We start from the raw sequence: 25,238 nt of genomic DNA, 5'->3' as shown, positions 1-25,238 counted from the left end.
GTAAAACAGCTTCTTGCAAGAAGCCGATATTTACTCTATAAAAGCGAGTATAAGTGGACTTGCGAACAAAAAGAAAGAGCTAAATTATTATTTGACCGCTATTCAGATATTGAAAAAGCATACCGCTTATCACAGGAACTTTCGTGGATATTCAACACATCAATTAATAAGCTCTACGGAACCACAAGACTAGCTAAATGGGTGAATAAGGTAGAACAATCAGGATTCAAGTCATTCAATACTGTATCTAGAACAATAAATATCCATCATAAAAAGATCCTAAACTACTTTGATAATAAAAGTACCAACGCTTCAGCAGAGTCCTTCAATGCTAAAATAAAAGCATTCAGAAGTCAGTTTAGAGGGGTAGCTGATATCAATTTTTTCCTTTTCAGATTAACTAAATTATTTGCCTAGTCCACAGATTTTGAATATGATCCATAGCTCCAAGGCTACAAAGGCTCGCTATGTAATCATAAATATTCTCTATAGACTCCGGAAACCATGTGATACATATACCGGAAATATTCCTATTATGGATTACTGTATTATATCCCTGTTCTTTTAATTTAAATAAAATAGCTTTAGTAAGCTTTTCAAATTTCATAGTTTATACCAACTTTAATAATTACTACTATAAAACGATATAATTACATTAAATGAAACAAACATAAATAATATGACATATAGCTTATTACATTTATGCATAAGCTGTTATGATTTCAAAATTAAGATATTTTAGTATTCTTAACTTGATATGCCGACCCAGGTAGGAACTCCAATTGACTAACCTAGCAATTCCTATTCATTTATCTTTTCTGATCCGCAGATTATTACAATAGAATCTCACCGATTAATAGTGCTTTTTTACCGACAAAATAAATGTTCTTGTCTAATATAAGTATATAAGCTAATTAAGTACCATTACATTTGGCTACATAAAACTATACTAATAAAACTATGACCACATTAATAAAATTGCTAACGACATTCTTAATAATATTACTATCGAACTATGCAAAAGCACAAGACACCCCTAAATTAGGGGATAATCCTGAAACTCAGCATAATTGCATAGTACACATTGAAGATAATAAAGTAGTTTTGGAGGATCCTATTTGCGCAGCTTATTTTCCTCTGGTAACTAGACTGAATAACAACCAAACGAGTAATAAAACTGATTTTTTGATGAAACTTAAGAATATCGAAAATCATAAATTAAATTTTAACTGGACTTACAACACATCAGATTAATATATAATTATAGCAAAAACTGAGTGGTATTTTGCGATATGACAGAGCATATAAAACAGTACATTTCCAAATGAAAAACTATTTATAGATATTCAAATATGTAAGTAGGAGTCATATTTTTAGGTAAATAAAATTACTACACAACACCTTAGAAAGGTGATAATAAAAATCACCTAAGCTCAAACTCACTTCATTTAAAATTTATTATGCATCAGTAAATAATATCTATAATTTGTAAAACATTAAGCCCAAATATTTGTTAATAATACAAACTATTAGGACTAATAAATATTATGTAATGATGAATCAAAATGACATAATAAATGCTACCAACAATAAAGTAGTATTTAAAAATTTTAAAGAAATTCAAGGGCAAAGAGAAGACACAGTTGCTCCATTCGCATGTACAACGCTTATTGTTAAAGATTTAAACAACAATGTATACCACGGAAGAGGAATGGAACTCACTTTTGGTGAAGGTTTATCTAGTTTAACATATTACCCTAAAGGTTTTGTTTTTCAGCATTTAGCTCCTGACCAATCTAAAGGTTTACAATACACTGCAAAATATGCTATAATTGCCGTAACTACCCCCATCAGTGCTTTTGATCCTAAATGTGCTATGGAAGGCTTTAATGATGGCGGATTAGCATTCAGCCTAAATATGATGCCTGCGCCACCGTTAGCAGATTTGACTACAGCAGAGTATCCTAACTCAGTTCCCTTCGCTTCTTTTGGAGAATGGGCATTAGCAAATTTCGCTACTGTCGAAGAGTTAAAAAATGGTATTACACAAAATGTTTCTTTTTGGTCTGAAGAATTAGCTATGCTTGGTGGGTTAAAAACACCATTTCATTTTGCTGTTTATGACAAGACAGGTGGTAGTGTAGTTGTAGAGGTAAAAAATGGAGCTTTAATTATTTACGACAATCCTTTGGGCGTGATGACCAATGGCCCAGAATTTCCTTGGCATATCGAAAACTTAAATAACTATTCACATATGACCAATATCGAAACCGTTATTGGTAAAGTGGGTGATATTACACTAAGACAACCCGATAGTGGTATCGCTACAAGCGTATTACCGTCATCAGCTACTTCTGTAGGTCGTTTTGTAAAAGCTGTTTATTACTCTTCATTTGCAAATAGAGTCGAAGACCCTGATTTGCAGTTGGCAGAATTAGGACACGTGATGAATAACTTTGACCGTCCTAAGAATATAACTAAAGAAATGGCTAGTGCTGCAAAAGATGGTACACCGGCAAAATACATGACTGAGTTTACCTTATGGATAGTACTCACAGACCTGAGTAGAGGTATACTACATGTACGCTTATATGATAGTCTAAATTATCAAAAATTCACATTCGAACAATTTAAAGATCAATCAACTGAAGTTTCTATAAAACTAGTTTAATATTTTATATCATTCATTTGAAAGAGGCAGTCTCATACTAATTGAGGCTGCCATTTTATTTTTGAAAATTAATTGAACGCATAATAGGGTACATCATAAACTTCAAACTGCGCTCGCTACCTAATATAAAAGCCTATAGACAATTGTCCATAGGCTTTTGTGATTATAAAAAGTATTATTTATTTTTTTCCTCTGATACCATCTACCCACTCGTGGAATCTACCAAATTGCTCTGTAAGGAAGTTTTCTTTTTTCTCTTCATTTTCAGGAATTGAAGCTCCCGGAATAATGTGCTCAAAATAAGTACCTTTAAATACTTTGCGAAGTAAGCCCTCTCCTACAAATGGTTGATTATCATTCAAAGCTTTTGTTGCTTTTAGCAAATGACGGATATCATATTGTGAAGGATATACATCAGGTACTTGTTTATTTAGATTTAACAACGAATAAACGGCTACACGTGCGGTACGTACAGAGCTTTCCATCGTAAATACAACATCATTGTTTGTTTCTACAAACTGACCTACTAAACCTAAGTTAGAACATCCTTGAGGAACAATCTCTGGGCGATCACCTTTGGCACGAGGCATAAACATCGACGTGATATATGGCATAAAAGTCGTACGTACAATAGTATTTTCAATGACATTGTCCAATTGATCTTCGATACCCACATGGTGACATAATTCAGCTAAGATTTCATTACCTGTACATTCAGGCATTGTTTTCTTAATATGATTACCTTCTTTATCCATAAATAACGCGTAAACCCATATTACCAATACATCATCAGGTTGTGTAGGATAATGTGGTTGACGGTTACACGTAAAACTCATTAACCAATTAGAGTCTGTGATCGTGATAATACCACCTGTTACCGTTTTTCCAGAATAAGGATCATTTACAGCATATTCTTTAAGCTTATCTACAAAAGCAGAAGGACGACAAGTCAATGTTGCAGACATCCAAGCTGATTTTTCGATATCACTACAGAATTTCTCTGGTTTACCGAAAACAGCAGATTTAGTGGCTAAATTTTTCCATAATTTCCATCCCGCAGACTGTCCACTTGTAGAATTATCAATTTTTTGAATAGGTGCTTCCGTATTGTTACCGTAAGAAGAATCTTCTGTCATCGAACCTGTTGTCACCACAACATAATCGTCAGCGCCGATTTCAATACTATGTTCTACACCATCTTTAACGGTTACTATACCTTTTACGACTTTAGTATCTCCCTGGATATCGATATCCAAATCTTTCACTAAATTGTTTAATTCAATTTTGACACCTTTAGCTACAAGGAAATCACGCAATGGCTTGATAAAAGTATCGAATTGGTTGTATTTTGGGAAAACCAATGCCGATAAATCATTTAATCCATCTAAATCATGTAAAAAGCGGTGCATATATAATTTGAACTCCAATAAGCTATGCCATTGCTCAAATGCAAACATGGTACGCCAGAAAGTCCAAAAATTACTTGCTTTAAAAGTATCGCTGAAATAATCATCGATTGTTAAATCGTCTAAATCTTCTTTATTCTTAAGCAATAACTTAATTAATGCTAATTGATCTTTTTTGTTTAATCCTAATTTACTAAAATCCTTTACTTCACCTTTATTGTGAATCAAACGAGATTTAGAGTAGTTTGAATCATTATCATTCAATAAACGATATTCATCCAAAACACTGTATGGATGAGGCAACTCAACTGCAGGAATATCTTGGAATAAATCCCAAAAATTTTCGTAGGTCATATCCATTTCACGGCCCCCGCGAATTAAATAACCATCTGTAGCATTACCAGAACCATCCATAGAACCACCTTCAATGCCTAATTGCTCGATGAAAGTAATATTATGACCTGGGATATGTCCATCTCTAATAAAATAATAAGCTGTTGCTAACCCCGCAATACCACTACCGATAATATATATTTTACTCTTCTCAAAAGACTTATTCAAAACAGGTTTATTGCGCTGATAATTACCTATTTGATTTGCATACGGCATCGGTCTATCAGGACCATTATGGATTACATCCTTATTAGCATCAGGTTGATGATCTACGTTGTTGTAATACTTTGACGCATTTAATACTTTGTCAAATTTTTTAGTGATATCTTTCATTTTATTATTATTTATAATTTTAATGAGAATAATTTTTAATTAATCGTCTGTTTCTTCCCCATTATTTTACTCATCACAATAGGGATAAGAACAAACACAAATACGCCGGCCACAATAAATATGGTGTAAACTGTTGGGCTATCGATTGGCAATTGAGAAGGAGGAATAAAGCATAGTACAAAAGCAAATGCCACAGCCACAAAACCTAATCCTCCAAACACACTCATTCCATATTTACCTCCAGGTACTTTGAAAGCACGCGGCAGATTAGGTTGTGTTTCACGAAGTCTAATTCCGGATAGGTACATCAGCATATACATGATTAAATACAAAGCACCTGTCAAAGAGCTCAACAAAAAGAAAGCTACGCTGACATCTTCTAGTACAAAATATAATGCACATAATAATGTAACTAAGCCCCCTTGTACATAAAGGATATTTGTTTGAATACCATTTTTATTGAGCTTGGTCATAAACTTAGGTAACTCCCCATCCTTAGCAGTATACAATAATGCGGTACTAGGACCTGACAACCACGATATAATACAAGAAGCACAGCCTACAACAACAAGAACTGCTAAAACATTAGTCATCCAACTGATATTATAGTGTGCAAATACTAATTTGAAGGACTCTAAAACTCCCGCTTGTAAAGTGATTTGATCGTAAGGAAGAAGTACCGAAACTGATAATCCTCCTAAAGCAAGAATTATGAATGATATAACAGATGCTATCAACATAGCTTTAGGATAGTCCTTTTTAGGGTTATCCAACTCTGCAGCATGTACTGCCAAAGCTTCAATACCGGAGAATAATAATACAATCGTCGCGAGGAAAACGATATTTCCTATACCTGATAGATGAGGTATAAAACGAGGTTCTGTAACACCATTGACTGTAACAGCGATCTCTGTTTGTGCGGCAGGAATAGAATTGAAAGCTAGTGGATTACCATCTAATGTCCAATAAATAGCAAGACCTATCAAGGTTAACAAAGGTACAATTGTACCGAAAATAAAACCCTTACTGGATATTTTAGATATAAAACCGGTTCCTTTAAAACTGATAAATGTAGAAATCCAATAAATTAAGATGGCAAACGTTCCAATAAATTTTCCATCGGAAGCTAACTCTGGCTTATCAATAATATAAGCGATAGCTGCTGCGCCAAATGCTAATGTCGTAGGATACCAAACAACATTTTGCATCCACTGCAAAAATACAGCAACAAACCCCGTTCTTTTATTAAAAGCTTCTTTTACCCATGTGTACACACCACCGCCTTGATCAGCAAATGCTGTACCTAGTTCCGCACTGACTAATGCCGCAGGAACTAAAAATAAAATCGCCGCAAAGATAAGGTAAACAAACATTGTCAACTCCTCTTGCGACATGATAGGTACCCCCCGCAAGCTCGTTACGGCAGCAGCTATCATCAACGTTAATGATATTACAGTAATCCTACCCTTTTTTGGGGCAGGATTACTACTTGATAAATTAGTTTGATTGTTATCAGACATAATTAGCAATGATTAATGTTTGAAACTTCCAGCTTCTGCTTCAGTTAAAGCAACAGTAACGGGATGTTTCTCAAAATATGCTATGCAGCTTTTCAAATCTGTCAATAAAAGATCAGCCATATCATGACTAAAACCATGTCTTATCAATACACGTTGAATCACCATATCTTCACAATTAGTAGGTAAAGAATATGATGCTATTTGCCAACCACGAGATCTCATTTTATCTGTCAGATCGTATAAAGAAAAACCAGGATTAACGCCTTTTTTAATCATCCATGCCGCACCAGGGATCCCTGTAGTACCATCATAGAGTAGATCAAACAAGCCTATTTTTTCAATTTCTTTAGCTATATAGATACCATGATCAGCACATGCTTGCTGAATTCTTTCATAACCTTCACGACCGTGACGTAAGAAATTAAAGTATTGTGCTATCACTTGACCACCCGGTCTAGAGAAGTTCAATGCAAATGTTGGCATTTCACCGCCTAAATAATTCACATTGAAGATCAATTCTTCTGGTAAATCTTCGGCATCTCTCCATACTATCCAGCCCACACCGATAGGTGACAATCCAAATTTGTGTCCTGAAGTATTAATAGACTTTACCCTAGGCAATCTAAAATCCCAAACGAGATCTTTTTGGATAAATGGTGCTAAGAAACCACCACTCGCTCCATCCACATGAATAGGAATATCTAAGCCTGTATCTTTTTGTAATTTATCTAAAGCATCGTTTATTTCTTTTACATTTTCATATTGTAATGTAAAAGTAACGCCCAATGTAGGTACTACACCAATTGTATTTTCGTCTACACGTTTTAAAACCTCTTCAGCATTCATCAATAAACGACCATGCTCCATCGGAATTTGACGAATCTCAACATCAAAATAACGTGCAAACTTCTCCCAACACACTTGAACAGGACCGGTAATAATATTAGGTTTGTCAGTAGGTTTACCTTCAGCTTGGCGTTTTTTTCTCCAGCGCCATTTTAGTGCTAATCCACCTAACATAGCAGCTTCACTAGAACCTGTTGTTGAACATCCTAATGTAGTAGCACTAGCAGGAGAATTCCACAGATCAGCAAGAATATGTACACAACGAGACTCTATTTCAGCCGTTTGGGGGTATTCATCTTTGTCAATCATATTTTTAACGATACACTGATCCATTATTGCTCGAGTGTAATCATCAGTATAAGTCTGACAAAAAGTAGATAAGTTTTGTTTTGCATTGCCATCTAACAACAACTCATCCAAAATTAAATCCTTGATCAATTCAGGGTCGTTAGAAGATTCAGAAATAGCGAATTTTTTTAATGGTGATAAAGAATCCTTCTGTGTATACAGATCATATACACTTTCAGGTAATTCTTTGTTTACTTTGTGAGTAGCCATAGTGTTGTTTTATAATTTTAACAATAGTTATTGTATTAAAACAACTCAAATGTTTAAATGTTTTTCAATAAAAACATTTTCTTTCACACAAAGTATAACTACTTATTTATAAGTACATTGTAGATATAATTGTGTACTTAATTATCAAAATCATAATTGTCAACAATTAAGTGATTAAAATGATTAAAAAAACATAATAGGTTTTTCATATGTCCCGTAATATTAGCTGTATTACAATCAGATATTCAGTATACAATGAACCTATTTGCATAGGGTTTAAAATGAGCAATATATAAATATAATGTATTAAAATAAAAGGGTTGATATTAAATATCAACCCTTTTATTTAGTCTTCCTGAGGTTCTACTTCCATTATAACATATATATCCTCATTATCTTTTTTCATTTTATATTTCTCTCGCGCAATGCGCTGAATTTCCACTTGATTATATTGAACATCTTTAATAGCTCTCTCTATATTAGTGATTTCAGTGGTATAAAACTCTTTTTCATATTCCAATTTAGTTTTCTGGTTTTGGAAATTATATTGTGTAGGTAAATCATACCTATCAAAAAATACCATCCATAAAACAAACGCAAGACCTGCTATCAAAAATTTATTCTTCACTACTGACATTAAACGCTCCATATCTCAAAAAATAATAGTAAATATCCACAAAAAATTAATATTTAATAGGATAATCCTCCATAAATTCAAATTTATAGTTTTCCTTTTTCAAAGAATCTATAAGATTAGCTAATAATTTACGACCATTTTTTGTTTGGAACATATCATCATGCATCAATAAGACAACATTATTAGGTGTTTGCGAGCTTTTATTATTCATAAAATTACGCATTTTATTAACTGTTTGTACTAGTGGTTGTACAGGTACACCTGTTACACTATTTATACGCCATTCGACATCCCAACCATATATTTTGTAACCATTAGTAAACAGCGTATCTGCCGTCTTAGCACCACTCTTTAGATCAATAACACGTACATCGTCGTATATCCAAATATTACGTCCTGGGAGACGAGCAATCTTATGTTTTAAGTCTAACACATTTTCATTTTTAACAAAATCGTCATATGAAGCCTTAACATCACTATAGAAATTGGCGAATTTATTATAACCGTGGGTATAGCTATGGTTATAACAAGCGACCAATGGATTGGCTTTATAACGTTGAACATCACGTTTCCTAGCATTACCCATATTTTCATGACGCCCCACTAAAAAAGCACTTACTTTAACATTCTTAGCTTTTGCCAAAGAATCTATAGCGAAACTACCAACCAATGGTCCGTCATCAAAAGTTAAAAACACATGTTTAGGATGTTTATTAAATTCTCTTCTTAAAGAATCCTTAAGCTTTCTTTTTTGATTATTAATAGAAATAGGATTAATAGTGTCAACAGTAAAGATTAATTGATTGCGTCGCAAAGAGTCCCATTTATCCAACAACAGTGGCTCATGTTTTAATACATGCTCCATATCATCAATTATTGATAATGAATCTTGTTTATTTGATCCGAAAACTTGAGTTGAAAAATTTTGGCAGGATGCCCCAAAAAGAAGCAGAAATAGTATAAATATGCCCCCTCTTAACCCCCTAAATCCTAAGTGCATGAATAAAAATGTTTATGGTATAATCTCCTGCCAAAAATAGGATAATTTTCTTAATTACAAGGTAATTATAAATAAAAAAACAGCGCTATTTAGTAAATAATGCTGTCTTATAATATGTTTGACTATTAATTAACGATCCCCTCTTCTATTATCTCTATGATGGTCTCTCCCGTGTTTTCTTTTCTCTTTATGCTTGCCATTATAATTATGTCCATTCCCTTTATTTCGGGCATCACGAATCACTACCTGAGAACGGTGATGTTTATTACGACTATACCTGTTATAATATTGATTATGATTATGCCAAGGTCTATTATCATTGATTACAACCTTATGAGTACGGTACATATCTACATGTCTATATTCTCTAGGAAGCCTCGATCTAGTAATCCATTTATTACCTTTTCTATACGTATAATTCTTATTAACAACACTATAATAGACATTTACCTCTGGTAAATAATAGTATCTTACATAATCATATCCTGCAGGTCCCCATAAAGGTTGGCTACCTATATTAATATTTACCGATACCTGTGCTTTTGAACTTTGAGCAAAAAATAAACTAAATGCTATTAATGATGCGTATAAAATGTTTTTCATAATGCCACCCCTTTCTTATTATTAAATAATAAATATTTGTTGAATTAATGATATGACCATTAACATATACAGAAGGATTAAATGAAAAAACAAAATAATTGGGATATTACTTTAAAGTACTAATAAACAGCACAAAAAAAATCAACTAAATTTGGAGAGTTAGCCTAAAACCCCGAAAATAGTTAATCGTATAAAGAATAAAATGAAGATGGTAAAAACATATATATTACAATGTAATTTGCTATCTTTGTGCAAATTTTTAAAAACAACAGCATAAAATTTTATGGCATTACAATGTGGTATAGTAGGCTTACCGAATGTAGGTAAATCGACATTATTTAACTGTCTGTCTAATGCAAAAGCACAGGCAGCAAACTTTCCTTTTTGTACTATCGAACCGAACGTAGGTGTAATCACTGTACCTGACGAACGTCTTAATAAATTAGCAGAATTAGTTAACCCTCAAAAAATTGTTCCTAATACTATCGAGATTGTTGATATAGCAGGACTAGTAAAAGGTGCTTCAAAAGGTGAAGGCCTTGGAAACCAATTTTTGGGTAATATTCGTACTACAAATGCTATTATTCACGTATTACGTTGTTTTGATGATGGTAATGTAATTCACGTTGATGGTTCAGTAGATCCGATTCGTGACAAAGAGATTATCGATACAGAACTTCAACTTAAGGATTTAGATACTGTTGTAAAACGTATCCAAAGAGTGGAGAAAATGGCAAAAACTGGAGGCGATAAAGATGCTAAAAAGACATTTGAAATCTTATCAATTGTAAAAGAGCACTTAGAATCTGGAAAATCTGCGCGTACCTCACCTATTTCCGAAGAAGACTTCGAATTTATCGAAGACTTGACATTATTGACCGTAAAACCTGTTTTATACGTTTGTAATGTAGACGAAGGTTCAGTAAATACAGGAAATGCTTATGTAGATAAAGTAAAAGAAGCTGTTAAAGAGGAAAATGCACAAGTATTAATTATCTCTGCTCAAATAGAGTCTGAAATTGCTCAATTAGAGAGCTACGAAGAGAGACAAATGTTCTTAGATGACTTAGGTCTTGAGGAATCAGGTGTTTACAAATTGATTCGTTCGGCATACTCCTTATTGGACTTAGCTACCTATTTTACAGCAGGAGTAACAGAAGTACGTTCATGGACTATTGAGAAAGGATTTACTGCTCCACAAGCTGCAGGTGTTATTCACACTGATTTTGAAAAAGGATTCATTCGTGCAGAGGTTATCAAATATGCTGATTTTATTGAATATGGGTCTGAAGCAGCAGTTAAAGAAGCAGGGAAATTATCTGTAGAAGGAAAAACATATATTGTTGAAGATGGTGACATTATGCACTTCCGTTTTAACGTATAATTTACACCAAATAACATTAAACAATAAAGAAGGTGCTTAGTAAAAAGGCACCTTCTTTATTGTTTAATAAGTAAGGATATTAATTCCAAGTTGGTTTTCCAGCTTTCATCTTAGACAAAGTTTCCTCGAATTGTTCTCTTTCCGATTCCGAGGCTGATTTAATTGCCTTTTCTTGCCATAGGACTGCATTTTTTACATCCCCTGATTTATAAAGCAAATTAGCATAAGTATCCAAATATCTTGGATTTTCTATTGGATTTAAGGATTTCTCACTCCATAATAAAGCAGATTGTAAACATGCTAGATCATCACAATTTTCAAATATAGTATAAGCAAATTGATTAAGCATTTCTGATGTAATAATAGTATCCTGTGTACTTATTATTTCATTCACCACATCTTTGAATCCAGGCCAATTTTTATGTATTCTAAAATATTCCCCCTTAACATGTAACATATATCTACGTGTATCAATGGATGGAAAATCATTCTTTAACTGCTTCAGCAAAGCTTCAAAATCCAAAGACACATTAGCCTCATCGTACACTTGGGGCATGACAATATCCTTAATAATTACGCCAGCTAGTATATCATTTACCGTGAAAGACAAATTGAGCTCAGTTAATAATGCTTCAGCTTTATCCATATTATTTGTGAATAACTCAAATGTAGCTGAATTGGTGGAATTTACTGCCGGAAGAATGAATTGAATATTCTCTTTCGACAATAAAGCATCCGTACCTGCCAATTGAATATACCGTGCTAAAGCTTCATTAGTCAAGTCATTATCATAAGCTGAAATAGCAGCTATTGCGGTTTTCAATACTATATCAGCATCGTTAGGATTAGCTTTATATTTTTTAATCAAGGTTACAAGCTGTGTTTCAGGATTCAAGCCCATCCTTGCTTTAGCAATTAAATCATCTGCATCTCCCCCTCCAACTATTCGGTGTACTAATTCACCCTCAGGGTTAAAAATTAAAAATGTAGGATATGCTCTAACTTCATAATCTTTCTCAAAACGCTTCGATTCATCATACCATGATTTTACATCATCATTGTCTTTTGCTGTTTGATCCATTTGAATCTTAAGACTTACAAAGTTTTTATTAAAAAAATCTCCGACTTTTTCCTGAGGAAAAACATTTTCTGACATCCAAATACATGGACCACACCAAGTGGTAAAACAGTCGACAAATATATATTTATTTTCTGCCTTAGCTTTTTCTTTTACCGTCTTCCAATTGGTATTATGTTCGAATTTAATACCCTTCTCTTGTGAAAAAAGCAGCAAAGGCAAAAGGAAAACTACTATAAATAAACTTCTCATACTAAAAATACAAATGGTAAACTTAAAGTTAACTATAATTATTTTCTTTTGAAGAAAAAAATGTAAAATAAATATCCTTTTTATGTATTAAGTAATACGAGATGCTTTTATCATTGATAAAACCCTTAATAAATATAAAAGGCGAAACAATTAAGTTTCGCCTTTTATATTTATTAATCTTATAATATAAGATTACAATTGTTTTTCTAATTTCTCAACCAATACTGATTTTGGAACAGCACCAATTTGTTTGTCTACGATTTCACCGTTTTTAAAGAACAATAAAGCAGGAATATTTCTGATACCAAAGCGTACTGAAATATCAGGATTGTTGTCCACATTTACTTTACCTACAACTGCCTTGCCTTCGTATTCGTTAGCGATCTCATCTACTACAGGACCGACCATGCGACAAGGGCCACACCATTCTGCCCAAAAATCAATTAATACTGGTTTTTCAGCTTTTAAAACAAGCTCTTCAAAGTTGCTATCTGTAATTTCTAATGCCATAATAATATCCTTTTAAAAGTTTAGATACAAATATAATTATTTACTTATAAAAGCATTCTAATCATAATGTAATAAAAAGCTATATGTTATCAATTTAATTTATATTTAACGCCTTCAATAGCTTCCAGCGTATCAATTAATTCATTCGTAATTTTAATTTTTGTCGACTTCGCAGGCATTTCTATAGATATATTTTCTTGCGCATCATATATCTGAAATTTCAAGGCGCAATTGGCAACTTCCCCTTCTTCTACAGTAGAGTTAATCAACGTATTGATGGTACTGATAAACTCCTCATTGAGTCGTTGTAAAGCAATCTGAATGGTAAAACTCTTTGCTAATTTGTCACGCAGCTCTGAAAGTAGCTGAATCCCCTTCAATTCAAAACCCCAATTCCCTACTTGACGAAATCTTTCTTGTACGATCCCTCTAATTTGGACAAAATAACCTTCTTGAAGATAGCCCCTAAATTTGACGTAGTCTTCACCAAATACGACAATCTCATACGAATCCGAATAATCTTCAATTACAAAAGAGCCAAAAGGCTTTCCTGATTTTGCTACGCGATGATTAGCAATGGAAATAATACCACCAATAATGACTTCTTTATTTTTAATTCTATTAAAATCCAGCAATACATCATCTTCTACTTCCGATGCTTTAACTTTATTGATAAGCTGCAAATCTCTAACCCTATTAGGACAGAAATGCTTTATCTCCAAAGCATAGCTATCTAATGGGTGGCTAGTAAGATAAATACCGATCACCTCTCTTTCATATTTGAGCTTTTCAATCAATCCCCAAGGTGGGCAAGGACTCAATATGGGCTCAGGCAACTCTGCAGAACCACCACCACCAAATAAACTCGCTTGGGCCGAATGTTGATTTTCTTTGAAACGCTGTGCAAATTTGACTGCTTTCTCTATACCGGTAGAATTATCCCCATCCTTAAAGAAATATTGTGCACGATGGGTATCCGTAAAGCTATCAAATCCTCCAGCATAAGCTAAACTTTCAAAGGCTTTTTTATTAGCTGAACGTAAATCAATGCGCTTTGCAAAATCAAAAATAGATTTATACGGCCCTGAAAGGCGTGTTTGTACCACTGTATCTACAGCTCCGGCACCTACCCCTTTGACGGCACCAATACCAAAACGAATAGCACCACGCTCATTTACAGTAAATTTGTAATGCGACTCATTGACATCAGGGCTTAAGACTTCCAATCCCATGCGCTTACATTCTTCCATAAAGAAAGTAACCTGCTTGATATCATTCATATTGTTGGATAATACCGCAGCCATATATTCAGCCGGATAATGCGCTTTTAGATAAGCTGTTTGATAAGCTATCCATGCATAACATGTCGAGTGGGACTTATTGAAGGCATAAGAGGCAAAAGCTTCCCAATCCGTCCATATCTTCTCTAACTTTTTTGGATTGTGTCCTTTTTCTGCAGCCTGATTAATAAACTTAGGCTTCATTTTATCCAATACGGCCTTTTGCTTCTTACCCATTGCTTTACGCAAAACGTCAGCATCACCTTTAGAGAAGCCTGCTAATTTTTGAGATAAAAGCATTACCTGCTCTTGGTATACCGTAATTCCGTATGTTTCTTTTAAGTATTCTTCGCAAGCATCCAAATCGTATTCTATCGGTTCTATACCAAGCTTACGCTTGATAAAGGATGGGATATACTCTATTGGTCCTGGTCGATACAGGGCATTCATGGCAATTAAATCGGCAAATACCGTAGGCTTCAATTCCTTCATGTACTTCTGCATCCCTGGAGATTCGTACTGGAATACGCCAATAGTTTCTCCACGTTGGAAAAGTTCATAGGTCAGAATATCATCTATCGGGAACAAATCAGGATCCAATACTATACCATGACGTAAACGAACATTGGCCACCGTGTCCTTGATCAGGGTTAAAGTTTTTAACCCCAAAAAATCCATCTTCAACAATCCGGCAGATTCAACAACCGAGTTATCAAATTGTGTCACATATAAATCCGAATCCTTGGCCAAAGAAACAGGTACGAAATTCGTAATATCATCTGGCGTAATGATGACCCCACAGGCATGAATTCCCGTATTACGCATAGATCCTTCTAATACACGAGCTTGCTTAATCGTTTCGGCTTCTAAACCGGCACCATCAGCCAAAGCTTTCAACTTATTAACGGCTTCCAACTCATCCGCACGAAGGGTTTCCTTCAGTGCTTTGTCGTCCATATTGAATATCTTAGCCAGTTTTAAATTGGGTATCAACTTAGCTATTTCGTTGGTATCTGCTAAAGGCAAATCCAAAACGCGACCTGTATCTTTGATGGATGATTTTGCAGCCATCGTACCATACGTAATAATCTGCGCTACTTGTGAAGCACCGTATTTATCAATTACATATTGCATAACGCGACCACGACCTTCATCATCAAAGTCAATATCAATATCGGGCATGGATACACGATCGGGATTCAAGAAACGCTCAAATAGCAAGTCATATTGAATGGGGTCCAAATTGGTAATTCCCAAACAATAAGCAACTGCTGAACCAGCAGCTGAACCACGTCCTGGTCCTACGGAAACGCCCATTTTACGTGCTTCAGCGATAAAATCTTGGACAATCAAGAAATAACCTGGATAACCTGTTCGCTCAATTGTAGCCAACTCGAAATCCAATCGTTCTCTGATAGCATCATCTATCTCTTTATATCTTTTTTGCGCTCCTACGTAAGTTAGATGTCGCAAAAAGGCATTCTCTCCACGCTTGCCACCATCTTCCTCATCCTCAGCATACAGAAATTCTTCAGGTATATCAAATTTTGGAAGTAAAACATCGCGATTTAAGGAATATATTTCAATCTTATCTACGATTTCCTGAATATTCAAAATAGCCTCAGGAAGATCAGCAAAAGCTTTTTTCATCTCTTCTGACGACTTGAAATAATATTCTTGGTTGGGTAAGCCAAAACGGAATCCGCGGCCGCGCCCTTTTGGTGTTGAAAGCTTCTCACCGTCTTTTACACAAAGTAAAATATCGTGTGCATGGGCATCGGCTTTATTTACATAATACGTATTGTTGGTAGCTATAAGTTTAACATCGTACTTACGCGCAAAATCTATTAAGGTTTTATTTACACGATCCTCTTCTTCTTGCCCATGACGCATTAATTCTAAATAAAAATCATCAGCAAATTGCTCTTTCCACCAGATTAAAGCTTCCTCAGCTTGATTTTCGCCAATATTCAGTACTTTACTAGGCACTTCACCATTGAGATTACCCGAAAGGACAATTAGATTTTCTTTATACTGTTCTACAACAGATCTATCAATACGTGGAACATAATAGAAGCCTTCTGTATAAGCTATCGAAGCCATCTTGGCTAAATTATGGTAGCCCTCTTTGTTTTTTGCTAGAAAGACGACTTGATACCCATTATCTTTTCTACTTTTATCTTTGCGATCTTCGCAAATAAAGAACTCACAACCTACAATCGGTTTAACGATTTGTCCATTAAATTCTTCCCCCTTTTCTTGCGCTTCTTGTTGCTTTGCTTGAACCTCTTTATTATGCGCTAGCACTTTACTTACAAAGTGAAAAGCCCCCATCATATTCCCATGATCTGTCATGGCAACAGCAGGCATATTATATTTAGCAGCAGCAGTTACAAGATCTCCTACCGCAATGGTAGACTGCAAAACAGAAAATTGCGAATGATTATGTAGATGTGCAAATGAAGCATCTTTAAGCGCTTCTAAGCTTTCCTGGTCAACGACAATTTTATCATTATCAGCTGATTTCTCGCGTTTACGAATAGCATCAGAAGCTGCCTTAAGGTTGACATGATTTAGTCCTACGGTAGGCATTACCGTTGGATTGTGTTCTTTAAAATTTACAAAATACCCCGTATCTGTTTGTAAATCCTCAGCTGTAAATACCTCACGACGTACTAATTCAAAAAAACAGCGTGTCGTTGCTTCCACATCGGCAGTAGCATTGTGTGCTTCCGCAAATGGTACCCCAAATAAATAAGAGTGCAATTCTGTAAGATTAGGAAGCTTGAATCTTCCTCCACGACCGCCCGGCAATTTCAACAAATTGGCTGTTACTTCAGTACATGTGTCCAAAATAGGTAAGGAAGCCATTGGAGAATCCACCGAATAACGGTAAAACTCACAACCCATTATATTCAGATCAAAACCAATATTTTGTCCTACGACAAATCTTGCTTTCGATAAAGCTTCGTTAAATTTTACTAAAACATCTTGAATAGAAACACCTTGCTCTGTTGCTAACTCTGTAGATATACCGTGTATTTTCTCGGAATCAAAAGGGATATTAAAACCATCTGGTTTAATGAGATAATCTTGATGTTCAACTAAATTTCCCATCTCATCATGCAATTGCCAAGCAATCTGGACACATCGAGGCCAATTATCCGTATCGGTAATTGGGGCATCCCATCGCTTCGGCAAACCTGTAGTTTCGGTATCAAAAATTATATACATATTCCGTTTTCCTTATGCTGCAAATTTACCTAATTAAGATAACAAATTATTGCTTATGTTACCTTAATTAAATAAATACTGCTTTATAAAAATTAACGATTAGATCGTTGAAAATAGAATAGCTAACATTTAGAGCAATGATACAAGTCTTATCATCAGCATAAAAATTCAGCTCAATGATTTGTTACCTTTTAGAAACATGTCCCCTATAGCTTTATAAAGAATTACTATAGGCTAAATAAAATAAAGCTTGGCAGCAGTGATTTATCACATCAAAGTAAAACTGTTTAGAATAAGTTCGTTTTTCGGAAAATTAGCATTTATTTTGTTACTATATTTTTGAACTATTTACAAAAAAAGTCAATTGTCAAAATACTATCATCATTTTATAGCGTATATGAAACAATTATATATCAATAGTATTATTACTGTATTAGCCGTATTTCTCTCTTTTCAATCTTTTGCACAAGAATTAAAACTCCGTGGGCGTATTATTGATAAACAAACAGAAGACCCCATCTCTTTTGCTACGATAGCCGTAGTGGGTGGTTCACAAAGTACACATACAGATGATAATGGTAATTTTAACTTAACCGTTCCATCAAAAAATGTAAAAGTTAGGGTTTCATATGTTGGCTATACGCCACAAATGCTCCCATTAGAGAGTGGAGAGATCACATTTGACATAGCGCTAAATCCAGAGAACAGTATCGAAGAGGTAGTAGTCAAACGACCAAAGTTAAAGTATTCAAACAAAAATAATCCCGCTGTAGAACTGATACGTCAAGTAATCGCACACCGGGATGAGAATAGATTGACAGGTCAAGAGTATGTTCAATATGAACAATATGAAAAAGTATCCTTAGGATTAAGCAACTTATCTCCAAAATTCAAAGACGGCAAGGCTTTTAAAAAGTTTCAGTTTTTGTTTCAACAGGATGATTCGGCAAAGACAGAGAAATATATTCTACCTGCTTATATAGAGGAAAAGGTATCACAATTCTATTTTAGAAATGATCCTAAAAAATACAAACAATATATCATTGCGGAGCAAAAAGCAGAATTTGACCCCAAATTTGTGGACAATAATGGTTTATCAAACTATTTTAATAAGCTATATGACAAAGTCGATATCTATGATAACAATATTTCATTGTTGACTAATCAGTTTTTGAGCCCTATTGCAAATAGTGCACCTACATTTTACAGGTTCTATATTACAGATACGATAAAGACTTCTTACCCGTATTTGGTTGAATTGAGTTTCTATCCGAGGACAAAAACAGACTTCCTATTTCAGGGTAAGTTATATATCACATTGGATGGTCAGTATGCTGTTCAATCAGCAAAAATGAAAGTAAATGATGACATTAACTTAAATTTTGTTCGTGATCTAAATGTAGAATTAGCTTTCGAAAAAGACAATTTAAACAAATATTACCTTTCAAAAAGTAGTTTGGGGATAGATTTTTCCCTGACAGGCAAAGGAAAAGGAATACGTGGTAATAGAATGGTCTACATAAAAAATTATATAAACGGCAAAAAAGAACCCGATAGCATCTACGCAGGTCCTGATATCGTCTTGCTCCCACCTACAAAAGCAGGTATAAAACAAGATTCTACTTTTTGGGCTTCTCTAAGACACGAACCTCTTAGTTCATCTGAAGTCAATATCTATAAAAATATAGATACCTTACAGTTAATGCCTTCTTTCAAAAGATTTATGGATATCAGTGCATTGGTATTATCAGGTTATAAACAAGCTGGTCCTGTAGAAATAGGTCCTGTAAATACATTTTACAGTTACAATAGCGTTGAAGGACTACGCTTGCGCTTAGGTGGTCGTACAACAGATCAATTGAGTACGCGTTTTTATGCAGAAACATATGCTGCATACGGTACAAAAGACAAACAATGGAAGTATTTTATAAGCGGAACTTATTCGTTAAATAATAAATCCGTTTACAAATATCCACAGCACTATGTAAGAGCATCTTTTCAAAGAGATACAAAAATACCTGGCCAGAATCTAGAATTTATCCAAGAGGACAATGTTTTACTATCCTTCAAACGTGGTGAAAGTGACAGCTACTTGTATAATGATATCTTCAAATTAGATTACAAAGCTGAATTAAAGAAGAACTTCGCGATTACGGCAGGATTAAGTAAATGGAGACAAAAACCTGCTGGTGTGATAGAATATATAATTGCCCCTGAAAATGCACCCCCAATTACGATAAATGAATTGAATACTACAGAAGCATCTATAGGTTTTAGATGGGCTCCAAATGAAGAATTTTATCAAGGTAAGTTATATCGAACACCGATATTCAACAAGTACCCTATCTTCACCTTTAACTATACTGCCGGTTTAAAAGGCGTGTTAGATGGGGAATACAATTACCATAACTTTACGGCAGGGGTATTCAAGAGATTATACCTTTCTCAATTTGGCTATGCTGACATCAATGTTGATGGTACGTATATTTTAGGCAAAAATATCCCTTTCCCATTGTTGACAATTCATAGAGCGAATCAAACCTATGCGTACCAATTGAATTCATACAATTTGATGAATTTTATGGAGTTTATTTCTGATCATAATGCTTCTTTGAATCTACAGTATTATATGAATGGATTTATCCTAAATAAGATCCCTTTATTGAGAAGATTGCAATGGCGAGAAGTATTTAGCTTTAAGGCTATATATGGTGGTCTACGTGAGGAGAACAATCCCACATACAATGACCAGGTTTACAAATGGCAAACAAATAGTAATGGTGATATTTCATCTTTTACATTTACAAATGAACCTTATATGGAGGCAAGTATAGGTCTGTCCAATATATTCAAAATATTGCGTGTTGATTATGTACATCGATTGAACTATTTGGACCAGCCTAATGTCCCTAACTGGGGTATACGTGCACGTTTCAAATTTGACTTCTAATCGTACAAAGGATTACTACTAACAGATTAGGCTGTATTTTTAGATACTAAAAAATGCCCCAAAAGAGAATTAATTCTTTTTTGGGGCATTATTATAAAGTATTTGTAACTCTCGCTAACTTAGTACTCGATAGAGATGATAGAAGATAACGGTATTAAAACACCACTTTTTATTTGAATATACTTTTCTGTAAGTGACCAAACTGTCGTTTCTATACGCATTGGTCCATCTACCGTATTAAAAGCTATGGAAACTTTAGACTTAAATTCATTCCCTAACCGAAGCGCATCATTCAATTTGGTAAACAACTCTTCTACATTGTTTTTTTCTGCTGGGATCAATTTATGTTCATTGATTTTCTCTTTCTCAATTAATGTACCGACCATCTTCTAATATATTTAAATACGACATTTATTTATTAATATAAATATACTTAAATACGGTCGTAAAAGAAATATGTTATAAAATAATTACATTAATTTTAACATTAAAACCATTATTATAACAGTAAAATTAAGGTAGCTTTAAATATACTAGTATTGCTATTAAACAGCAATGTATACCTATCGGCATACTGCGCTTCGAGACGAGTCTTAAACCAGCGTAAATCTTGATTCAGTTCTTGGTTTTCTACATAATGATTGACCCTATTACTAACTTCCAATTTAAGCGTCTTACCAATTAAATTAATCCGAATACGCACAGGGAATTTTTCCATCGTATTATATCCGCCATAGAGGGCATTTTTAACCAAAGGAAACAATATTAGAGGAGATACCTGCGGACAATCATTGTCACTATCCATCCCCCTGATCTCTATTTTATAAAAAAAAGAATCATAGTTTACTATTTTAAAAAATTGCAAGTAGCTGCAAAGATTGGTGATTTCATTATCCAGATTTATATCCTTTTGCAAAGATAAATGCAACATTAAGGAAAGGTAATCTTGATAATCAGCACTCATATTTCCAGATTCTATAGTAGAGATGAACAATGATTTATCAAACTGACAACTATTAAAAGAAAGGTTAATTTGATCATCTATCTTCTCTTGATCTACAAGAATTTCTTTTGGAAAAAGTTTTTGAAAGAAAGAACCCATAGCCTTATTCTAAACCAGATACACCGCCCGAAACCACTAACTTCATAGCATCAGTAGCACTAATGTTCAACTTAGAAACATGCTTTGCATCGACGACTACAACTTGACCTGCGAAGGAGTAAGAATATGGAAAATAAACGATCACTTCACCTGGTAGATCCAAAGCACTAAGGTCTTTTTGTGTCAAAAAACCTATCTTTTTTAGGCCCATATCATTTACCTTAACTAAGACAGGTTCATTGAATTTTTTGGCATCACCAACAAAAGCTTCAGTAAAATCCTTGATTGAAGAATATAGCGTATTGAATAAAGGAATACGTTTTATAGTGCGGCTCAGCCAATTTTGAATTGGCTCCGTTACTAATGTAGTAAATACCAAACCAATGATAATCAACAGAGCAATTACCGTCAGGATCCCAATCCCAGGGATATACAAAGGATGCCCCTGCTCGTCTTGTAAAAAGTGCTGTGTAATATTGAGAGAAGTATCTACAGAAGCTACAATCCATATGATTAAAAAGATAGCACCTGCCACAGGTACTGTTACCAAAGTTCCCTTAATAAGGAAGTATATAAGTTTTTGAAATATTTTCTTTAGCATAATTATTCGTAAAAGTACACTCTTTTCTCAACAACTCTGATAATCAGAGGTTTTATTCAAGTTTAGTCTTTTTTTTAGCCCCCTAATTAATAATATGAGCTATTTTTTTCTTCTTTTAAATTTCCTAGATAATATAGAAGCATTTATATCATCCTTAGCTTGTTGCACAATGGACTTACTTTTTTGAGGCTTATCAAATTGCCCCGCAATTAACTTATGTAAATTATTCGCTACGGTCACGTCGTTAAGGCTACTCGTATATTCTTTATTTCTATTCTCAACTGTGTACTGTTTGGTATTAGGTGTTATAAGATTCCCGTTACTTCTAAATAGAGCATGGGAGGATTCTAAGCGATGAATGTTTTGAATCAACTCTTCTTCTATACTTTCAAAATTAAGCCCTCTAAAAGGCTTAAAATTATCACTATGCTCAAAATGAATCTTTTGAAACTCTAATAACCTATCAAGCAATTCAAAAGCATTAGATGAATTGATATCCAAATTATGAACATTCTTAAAATAGCTAATGATGCTTATAGTTAAAATCTGCTCCATACGCAAAAATACAAAATATATGACTGTTCCCTACCTAAATATCTTACGAAATATCAAAAATCATAAAATAAAAAAGACCTGAAAACAGGTCTTTCTTAAGTAATATTTAATACATATTATCAGGCTTTTTAGGCTTTTTCAACTTACCATCAACTTCAAACGAATTATCTATAATCAACATATATCCGTTATTAGACTGATGAAATATATAATCTGACTTTTTGTTCTTTTTAGGCTTTTTTAACTTACCATCAACTTCAAATGAATTATCTATAAACGTTATATATTCATTATTAGATTGGTGATATATATAATCTGACTTTTTGTTCTTTTCAGTTATTTTTAATTCAGCTACAACTTTAGACGAATTATCAACAAACCTCATATACTTACTATTAGTCTGATGAAGTATATCACCTAATAAATCAAATTCGGCTAACCCCCTATAAGAACTAGTTAATACTAATCTATCTTTAATATATTGTGGTAAATCATTAAGTGATTTATCATCGTCTATAATAACAAAATCGTCGGTATCTAATTGTTTATATTCAATCCATTGTTCAATTTCACAACGTCTAGTTAATCTCTTAACATTGAATTCGTTATTATTTTCTATGATGCTAATTTTATTTACAGCAATGCCTCTTGACTTAAAAATTTCCTTCCATTTGAGGACATCATATTTAAATCTATGAGATGTTGACAAAACGATTTCATCTTTCTTTTTTGAAATTGCAGCATTAATTATTGATACTGCAAGTGAATTAAACTTATAAAAACCATCCTCCTCAATCTCTACTTGTTTGTGAGGATTTGCATGAACCATTACGCCGTCTATATCTAAGAAAAAAATCATATCATCTAATTCTAATCGATTAAAAAATCATCATTTAAATATTTCTCCGTCTTAGGATTATTAGCATCCCAATCTTCAAGGAATTCCAAATAAATATCTGCAAACCCGCTTGCGAAGTCACATATACTACTAGTCGCATCTATTACATCAATTCTTATACCAGCTATTGAATAAGCTACATAACGATGGTTACCATCAACCACGATATTCTTATCTCGACAAACCTTAATTCCACCAAAAGTATATCCTAATTTAACCCTTCTATAAATTCTATTTACAACAGCAAAGCACAATTTTTTATGTGATGTTGAATGTTCAAATTCATGTATTTTTAAAAAATCCAAAAGTTCTTCGTTAGTCAATTCATTAGTTTTAGTCTCACTAATTTCGGTCTCATTAACAATGAATTCTATATCATTAATATTAGTTTTTGTAATTGGGTCAAGTGCCAAATCTTGTATTAAGTTAAGTTTAAAAAACAAATCTACAAAATTTACTTCTATTAATTAACTACGTCTTACAGCAAATTGCCTCAGCGCTTCCTTCGTCTCTGGATGGGTATAAGTATTAATTGAATATTGTAAATCTACCGTCAAATCCATCTCACTTAATATTCGATGACTATTACTATCTATATTACATTCAGTATATACTAAGGCATCATTTAATCTTTTCTTTTCTTCTTGCATATAACCTATAGCCTCTTTCAGATTAAAAATTTTTTTGACCATACCTTTTTTTCTCGTTGAGAATCCCCACCTGGTAGAACAAAATGTATGAACATTTTTAATACTCTTATCAATAACATTAATTGTTATGTGCGGATGATAACTATTATCATAGTGACTTTTATGAATTACATAATAATAATTGTCATATATTAGTTTACCATTCTTAACCAAAGATTTTAAATATAACTCTGTCAACTCAATACATTTATCTTTAGAGAAAATCTTCTTTATTTGGTACTTATCCTGATTTCTAACATTATCATAATCAAACTTTAAACTTACTGATTTCTTATCATGTTTATCGAAAACGAATCCTTGCTGTGGAGTAATGAAATGACTAAATAAATAATGTTCATTATAAAAAATCTTATTAGCTTCTACTACATCCGCTTTAAATATATTTATTGGAGTCTTTTGAATATCTTTTCGATATTTCTCTCTGGTCTTATTATAGCTATCACGCTTACTAACATTCCTAGCATTACGACGTTCAATTTCAGTATTATATCCATTGGGATTACCAGCTTTTTGATTTAATCTTTCAATTTTAACCTTACCTAATGTTACTTTATTAGTTAATCTTAACTTATAGCCGTCAAGCTCTACTATAGTTACATACTTAGATTTTTTTTTTACTTTTATATTTTTTTTATTATTTTTTATTGCTTTATATATCATATTTTAATTAATTCCTGTCTAATAGTTACACCATAATGAGACCTTGTAAGAAAGTAT

At 33.5% G+C, this 25,238-nt stretch carries 21 protein-coding genes; 5 read left to right on the top strand and 16 right to left on the bottom strand.

Going from position 1 to position 25,238, the window contains the following annotated elements; all coding sequences use genetic code 11:
• From IP023_RS14475 to IP023_RS14465, 3 genes are all read left to right on the top strand, one after another.
• Positions 1-417, top strand: a 417-nt coding sequence (locus IP023_RS14475) for a transposase (RefSeq protein WP_241791112.1), incomplete at its 5' end; no start/stop codon positions are given.
• 543 nt (positions 418-960) lie between these two features.
• Entirely contained in the window at positions 961-1,254 is a 294-nt protein-coding gene (locus tag IP023_RS14470) for a hypothetical protein (RefSeq protein ID WP_241791111.1), read from the top strand.
• A 298-nt stretch (positions 1,255-1,552) separates the two neighbouring features.
• Positions 1,553-2,671 carry a linear amide C-N hydrolase gene (locus IP023_RS14465; protein WP_241791110.1) on the top strand — a complete coding sequence of 373 codons (1,119 nt, stop codon included), beginning with the start codon at positions 1,553-1,555 and terminating at the stop codon, positions 2,669-2,671.
• Positions 2,672-2,850: 179 nt separating this feature from the next.
• Here the strand turns inward: IP023_RS14465 and IP023_RS14460 are convergent, their stop codons facing one another.
• The 6 genes from IP023_RS14460 to IP023_RS14435 form a co-directional block, all read right to left on the bottom strand.
• Positions 2,851-4,803 (bottom strand): oleate hydratase, encoded by a 1,953-nt coding sequence (locus IP023_RS14460; RefSeq protein ID WP_241791109.1) that lies wholly within the window; start codon positions 4,801-4,803, stop codon positions 2,851-2,853.
• A gap of 35 nt (positions 4,804-4,838) precedes the next feature.
• Positions 4,839-6,323 (bottom strand): APC family permease, encoded by a 1,485-nt coding sequence (locus IP023_RS14455; RefSeq protein ID WP_241791108.1) that lies wholly within the window; start codon positions 6,321-6,323, stop codon positions 4,839-4,841.
• A 12-nt stretch (positions 6,324-6,335) separates the two neighbouring features.
• Positions 6,336-7,727, bottom strand: coding sequence for a glutamate decarboxylase (locus IP023_RS14450; protein ID WP_241791107.1), 1,392 nt, complete (start codon positions 7,725-7,727; stop codon positions 6,336-6,338).
• A 346-nt stretch (positions 7,728-8,073) separates the two neighbouring features.
• Positions 8,074-8,376, bottom strand: coding sequence for an FtsB family cell division protein (locus tag IP023_RS14445; protein WP_241791106.1), 303 nt, complete (start codon positions 8,374-8,376; stop codon positions 8,074-8,076).
• Positions 8,377-8,410: 34 nt separating this feature from the next.
• Positions 8,411-9,229 (bottom strand): polysaccharide deacetylase family protein, encoded by an 819-nt coding sequence (locus IP023_RS14440; RefSeq protein ID WP_241791105.1) that lies wholly within the window; start codon positions 9,227-9,229, stop codon positions 8,411-8,413.
• A 264-nt stretch (positions 9,230-9,493) separates the two neighbouring features.
• The gene (locus IP023_RS14435; RefSeq protein WP_241791104.1) at positions 9,494-9,967 is read right to left on the bottom strand and encodes a hypothetical protein; all 474 of its coding nucleotides are present in this window, start codon (positions 9,965-9,967) and stop codon (positions 9,494-9,496) included.
• A gap of 283 nt (positions 9,968-10,250) precedes the next feature.
• Between IP023_RS14435 and ychF the strand changes: the two genes are divergently transcribed.
• A complete protein-coding gene (gene ychF / locus IP023_RS14430) occupies positions 10,251-11,351 on the top strand; it encodes a redox-regulated ATPase YchF (protein WP_241791103.1) in 1,101 nt (366 codons plus the stop codon).
• Between the two features lie 79 nt (positions 11,352-11,430).
• Here the strand turns inward: ychF and IP023_RS14425 are convergent, their stop codons facing one another.
• The 3 genes from IP023_RS14425 to dnaE form a co-directional block, all read right to left on the bottom strand.
• A complete protein-coding gene (locus IP023_RS14425) occupies positions 11,431-12,681 on the bottom strand; it encodes a thioredoxin family protein (RefSeq protein WP_241791102.1) in 1,251 nt (416 codons plus the stop codon).
• A gap of 192 nt (positions 12,682-12,873) precedes the next feature.
• The gene (gene trxA, locus IP023_RS14420; protein WP_241791101.1) at positions 12,874-13,191 is read right to left on the bottom strand and encodes a thioredoxin; all 318 of its coding nucleotides are present in this window, start codon (positions 13,189-13,191) and stop codon (positions 12,874-12,876) included.
• A gap of 89 nt (positions 13,192-13,280) precedes the next feature.
• A complete protein-coding gene (dnaE, locus tag IP023_RS14415; protein WP_241791100.1) occupies positions 13,281-17,705 on the bottom strand; it encodes a DNA polymerase III subunit alpha in 4,425 nt (1,474 codons plus the stop codon).
• 397 nt (positions 17,706-18,102) lie between these two features.
• On the opposite strand from dnaE, the gene IP023_RS14410 reads away from it, so the two are divergent.
• Positions 18,103-20,655 carry a DUF5686 and carboxypeptidase-like regulatory domain-containing protein gene (locus tag IP023_RS14410; RefSeq protein WP_241791099.1) on the top strand — a complete coding sequence of 851 codons (2,553 nt, stop codon included), beginning with the start codon at positions 18,103-18,105 and terminating at the stop codon, positions 20,653-20,655.
• A 119-nt stretch (positions 20,656-20,774) separates the two neighbouring features.
• On the opposite strand, the gene IP023_RS14405 is transcribed toward IP023_RS14410, so the two are convergent.
• The 7 genes from IP023_RS14405 to IP023_RS14375 form a co-directional block, all read right to left on the bottom strand.
• Positions 20,775-21,041 carry a hypothetical protein gene (locus tag IP023_RS14405; protein ID WP_241791098.1) on the bottom strand — a complete coding sequence of 89 codons (267 nt, stop codon included), beginning with the start codon at positions 21,039-21,041 and terminating at the stop codon, positions 20,775-20,777.
• Positions 21,042-21,154: 113 nt separating this feature from the next.
• Positions 21,155-21,757, bottom strand: coding sequence for a LytS family sensor histidine kinase (locus IP023_RS14400; protein WP_241791097.1), 603 nt, complete (start codon positions 21,755-21,757; stop codon positions 21,155-21,157).
• A 4-nt stretch (positions 21,758-21,761) separates the two neighbouring features.
• Entirely contained in the window at positions 21,762-22,358 is a 597-nt protein-coding gene (locus IP023_RS14395; protein ID WP_241791096.1) for a DUF502 domain-containing protein, read from the bottom strand.
• A 99-nt stretch (positions 22,359-22,457) separates the two neighbouring features.
• Positions 22,458-22,913, bottom strand: coding sequence for a hypothetical protein (locus IP023_RS14390; RefSeq protein WP_241791095.1), 456 nt, complete (start codon positions 22,911-22,913; stop codon positions 22,458-22,460).
• A gap of 106 nt (positions 22,914-23,019) precedes the next feature.
• On the bottom strand, positions 23,020-23,772 hold the full coding sequence (locus tag IP023_RS14385; protein WP_241791094.1) for an HAD domain-containing protein: 753 nt from the start codon (positions 23,770-23,772) through the stop codon (positions 23,020-23,022).
• 11 nt (positions 23,773-23,783) lie between these two features.
• Positions 23,784-24,224 (bottom strand): hypothetical protein, encoded by a 441-nt coding sequence (locus IP023_RS14380; protein ID WP_241791093.1) that lies wholly within the window; start codon positions 24,222-24,224, stop codon positions 23,784-23,786.
• Between the two features lie 54 nt (positions 24,225-24,278).
• Entirely contained in the window at positions 24,279-25,181 is a 903-nt protein-coding gene (locus IP023_RS14375; protein WP_241791092.1) for a hypothetical protein, read from the bottom strand.
• Between the last annotated feature and the right edge of the window lie 57 nt (positions 25,182-25,238).

Origin of the sequence: Sphingobacterium rhinopitheci (assembly GCF_022627575.1) — a bacterium.
GTDB lineage: Bacteria > Bacteroidota > Bacteroidia > Sphingobacteriales > Sphingobacteriaceae > Sphingobacterium > Sphingobacterium rhinopitheci.
The sequence above is the reverse complement of the archived record's forward strand: the minus strand, read 5'-3'. Positions and strand labels throughout refer to the sequence as shown.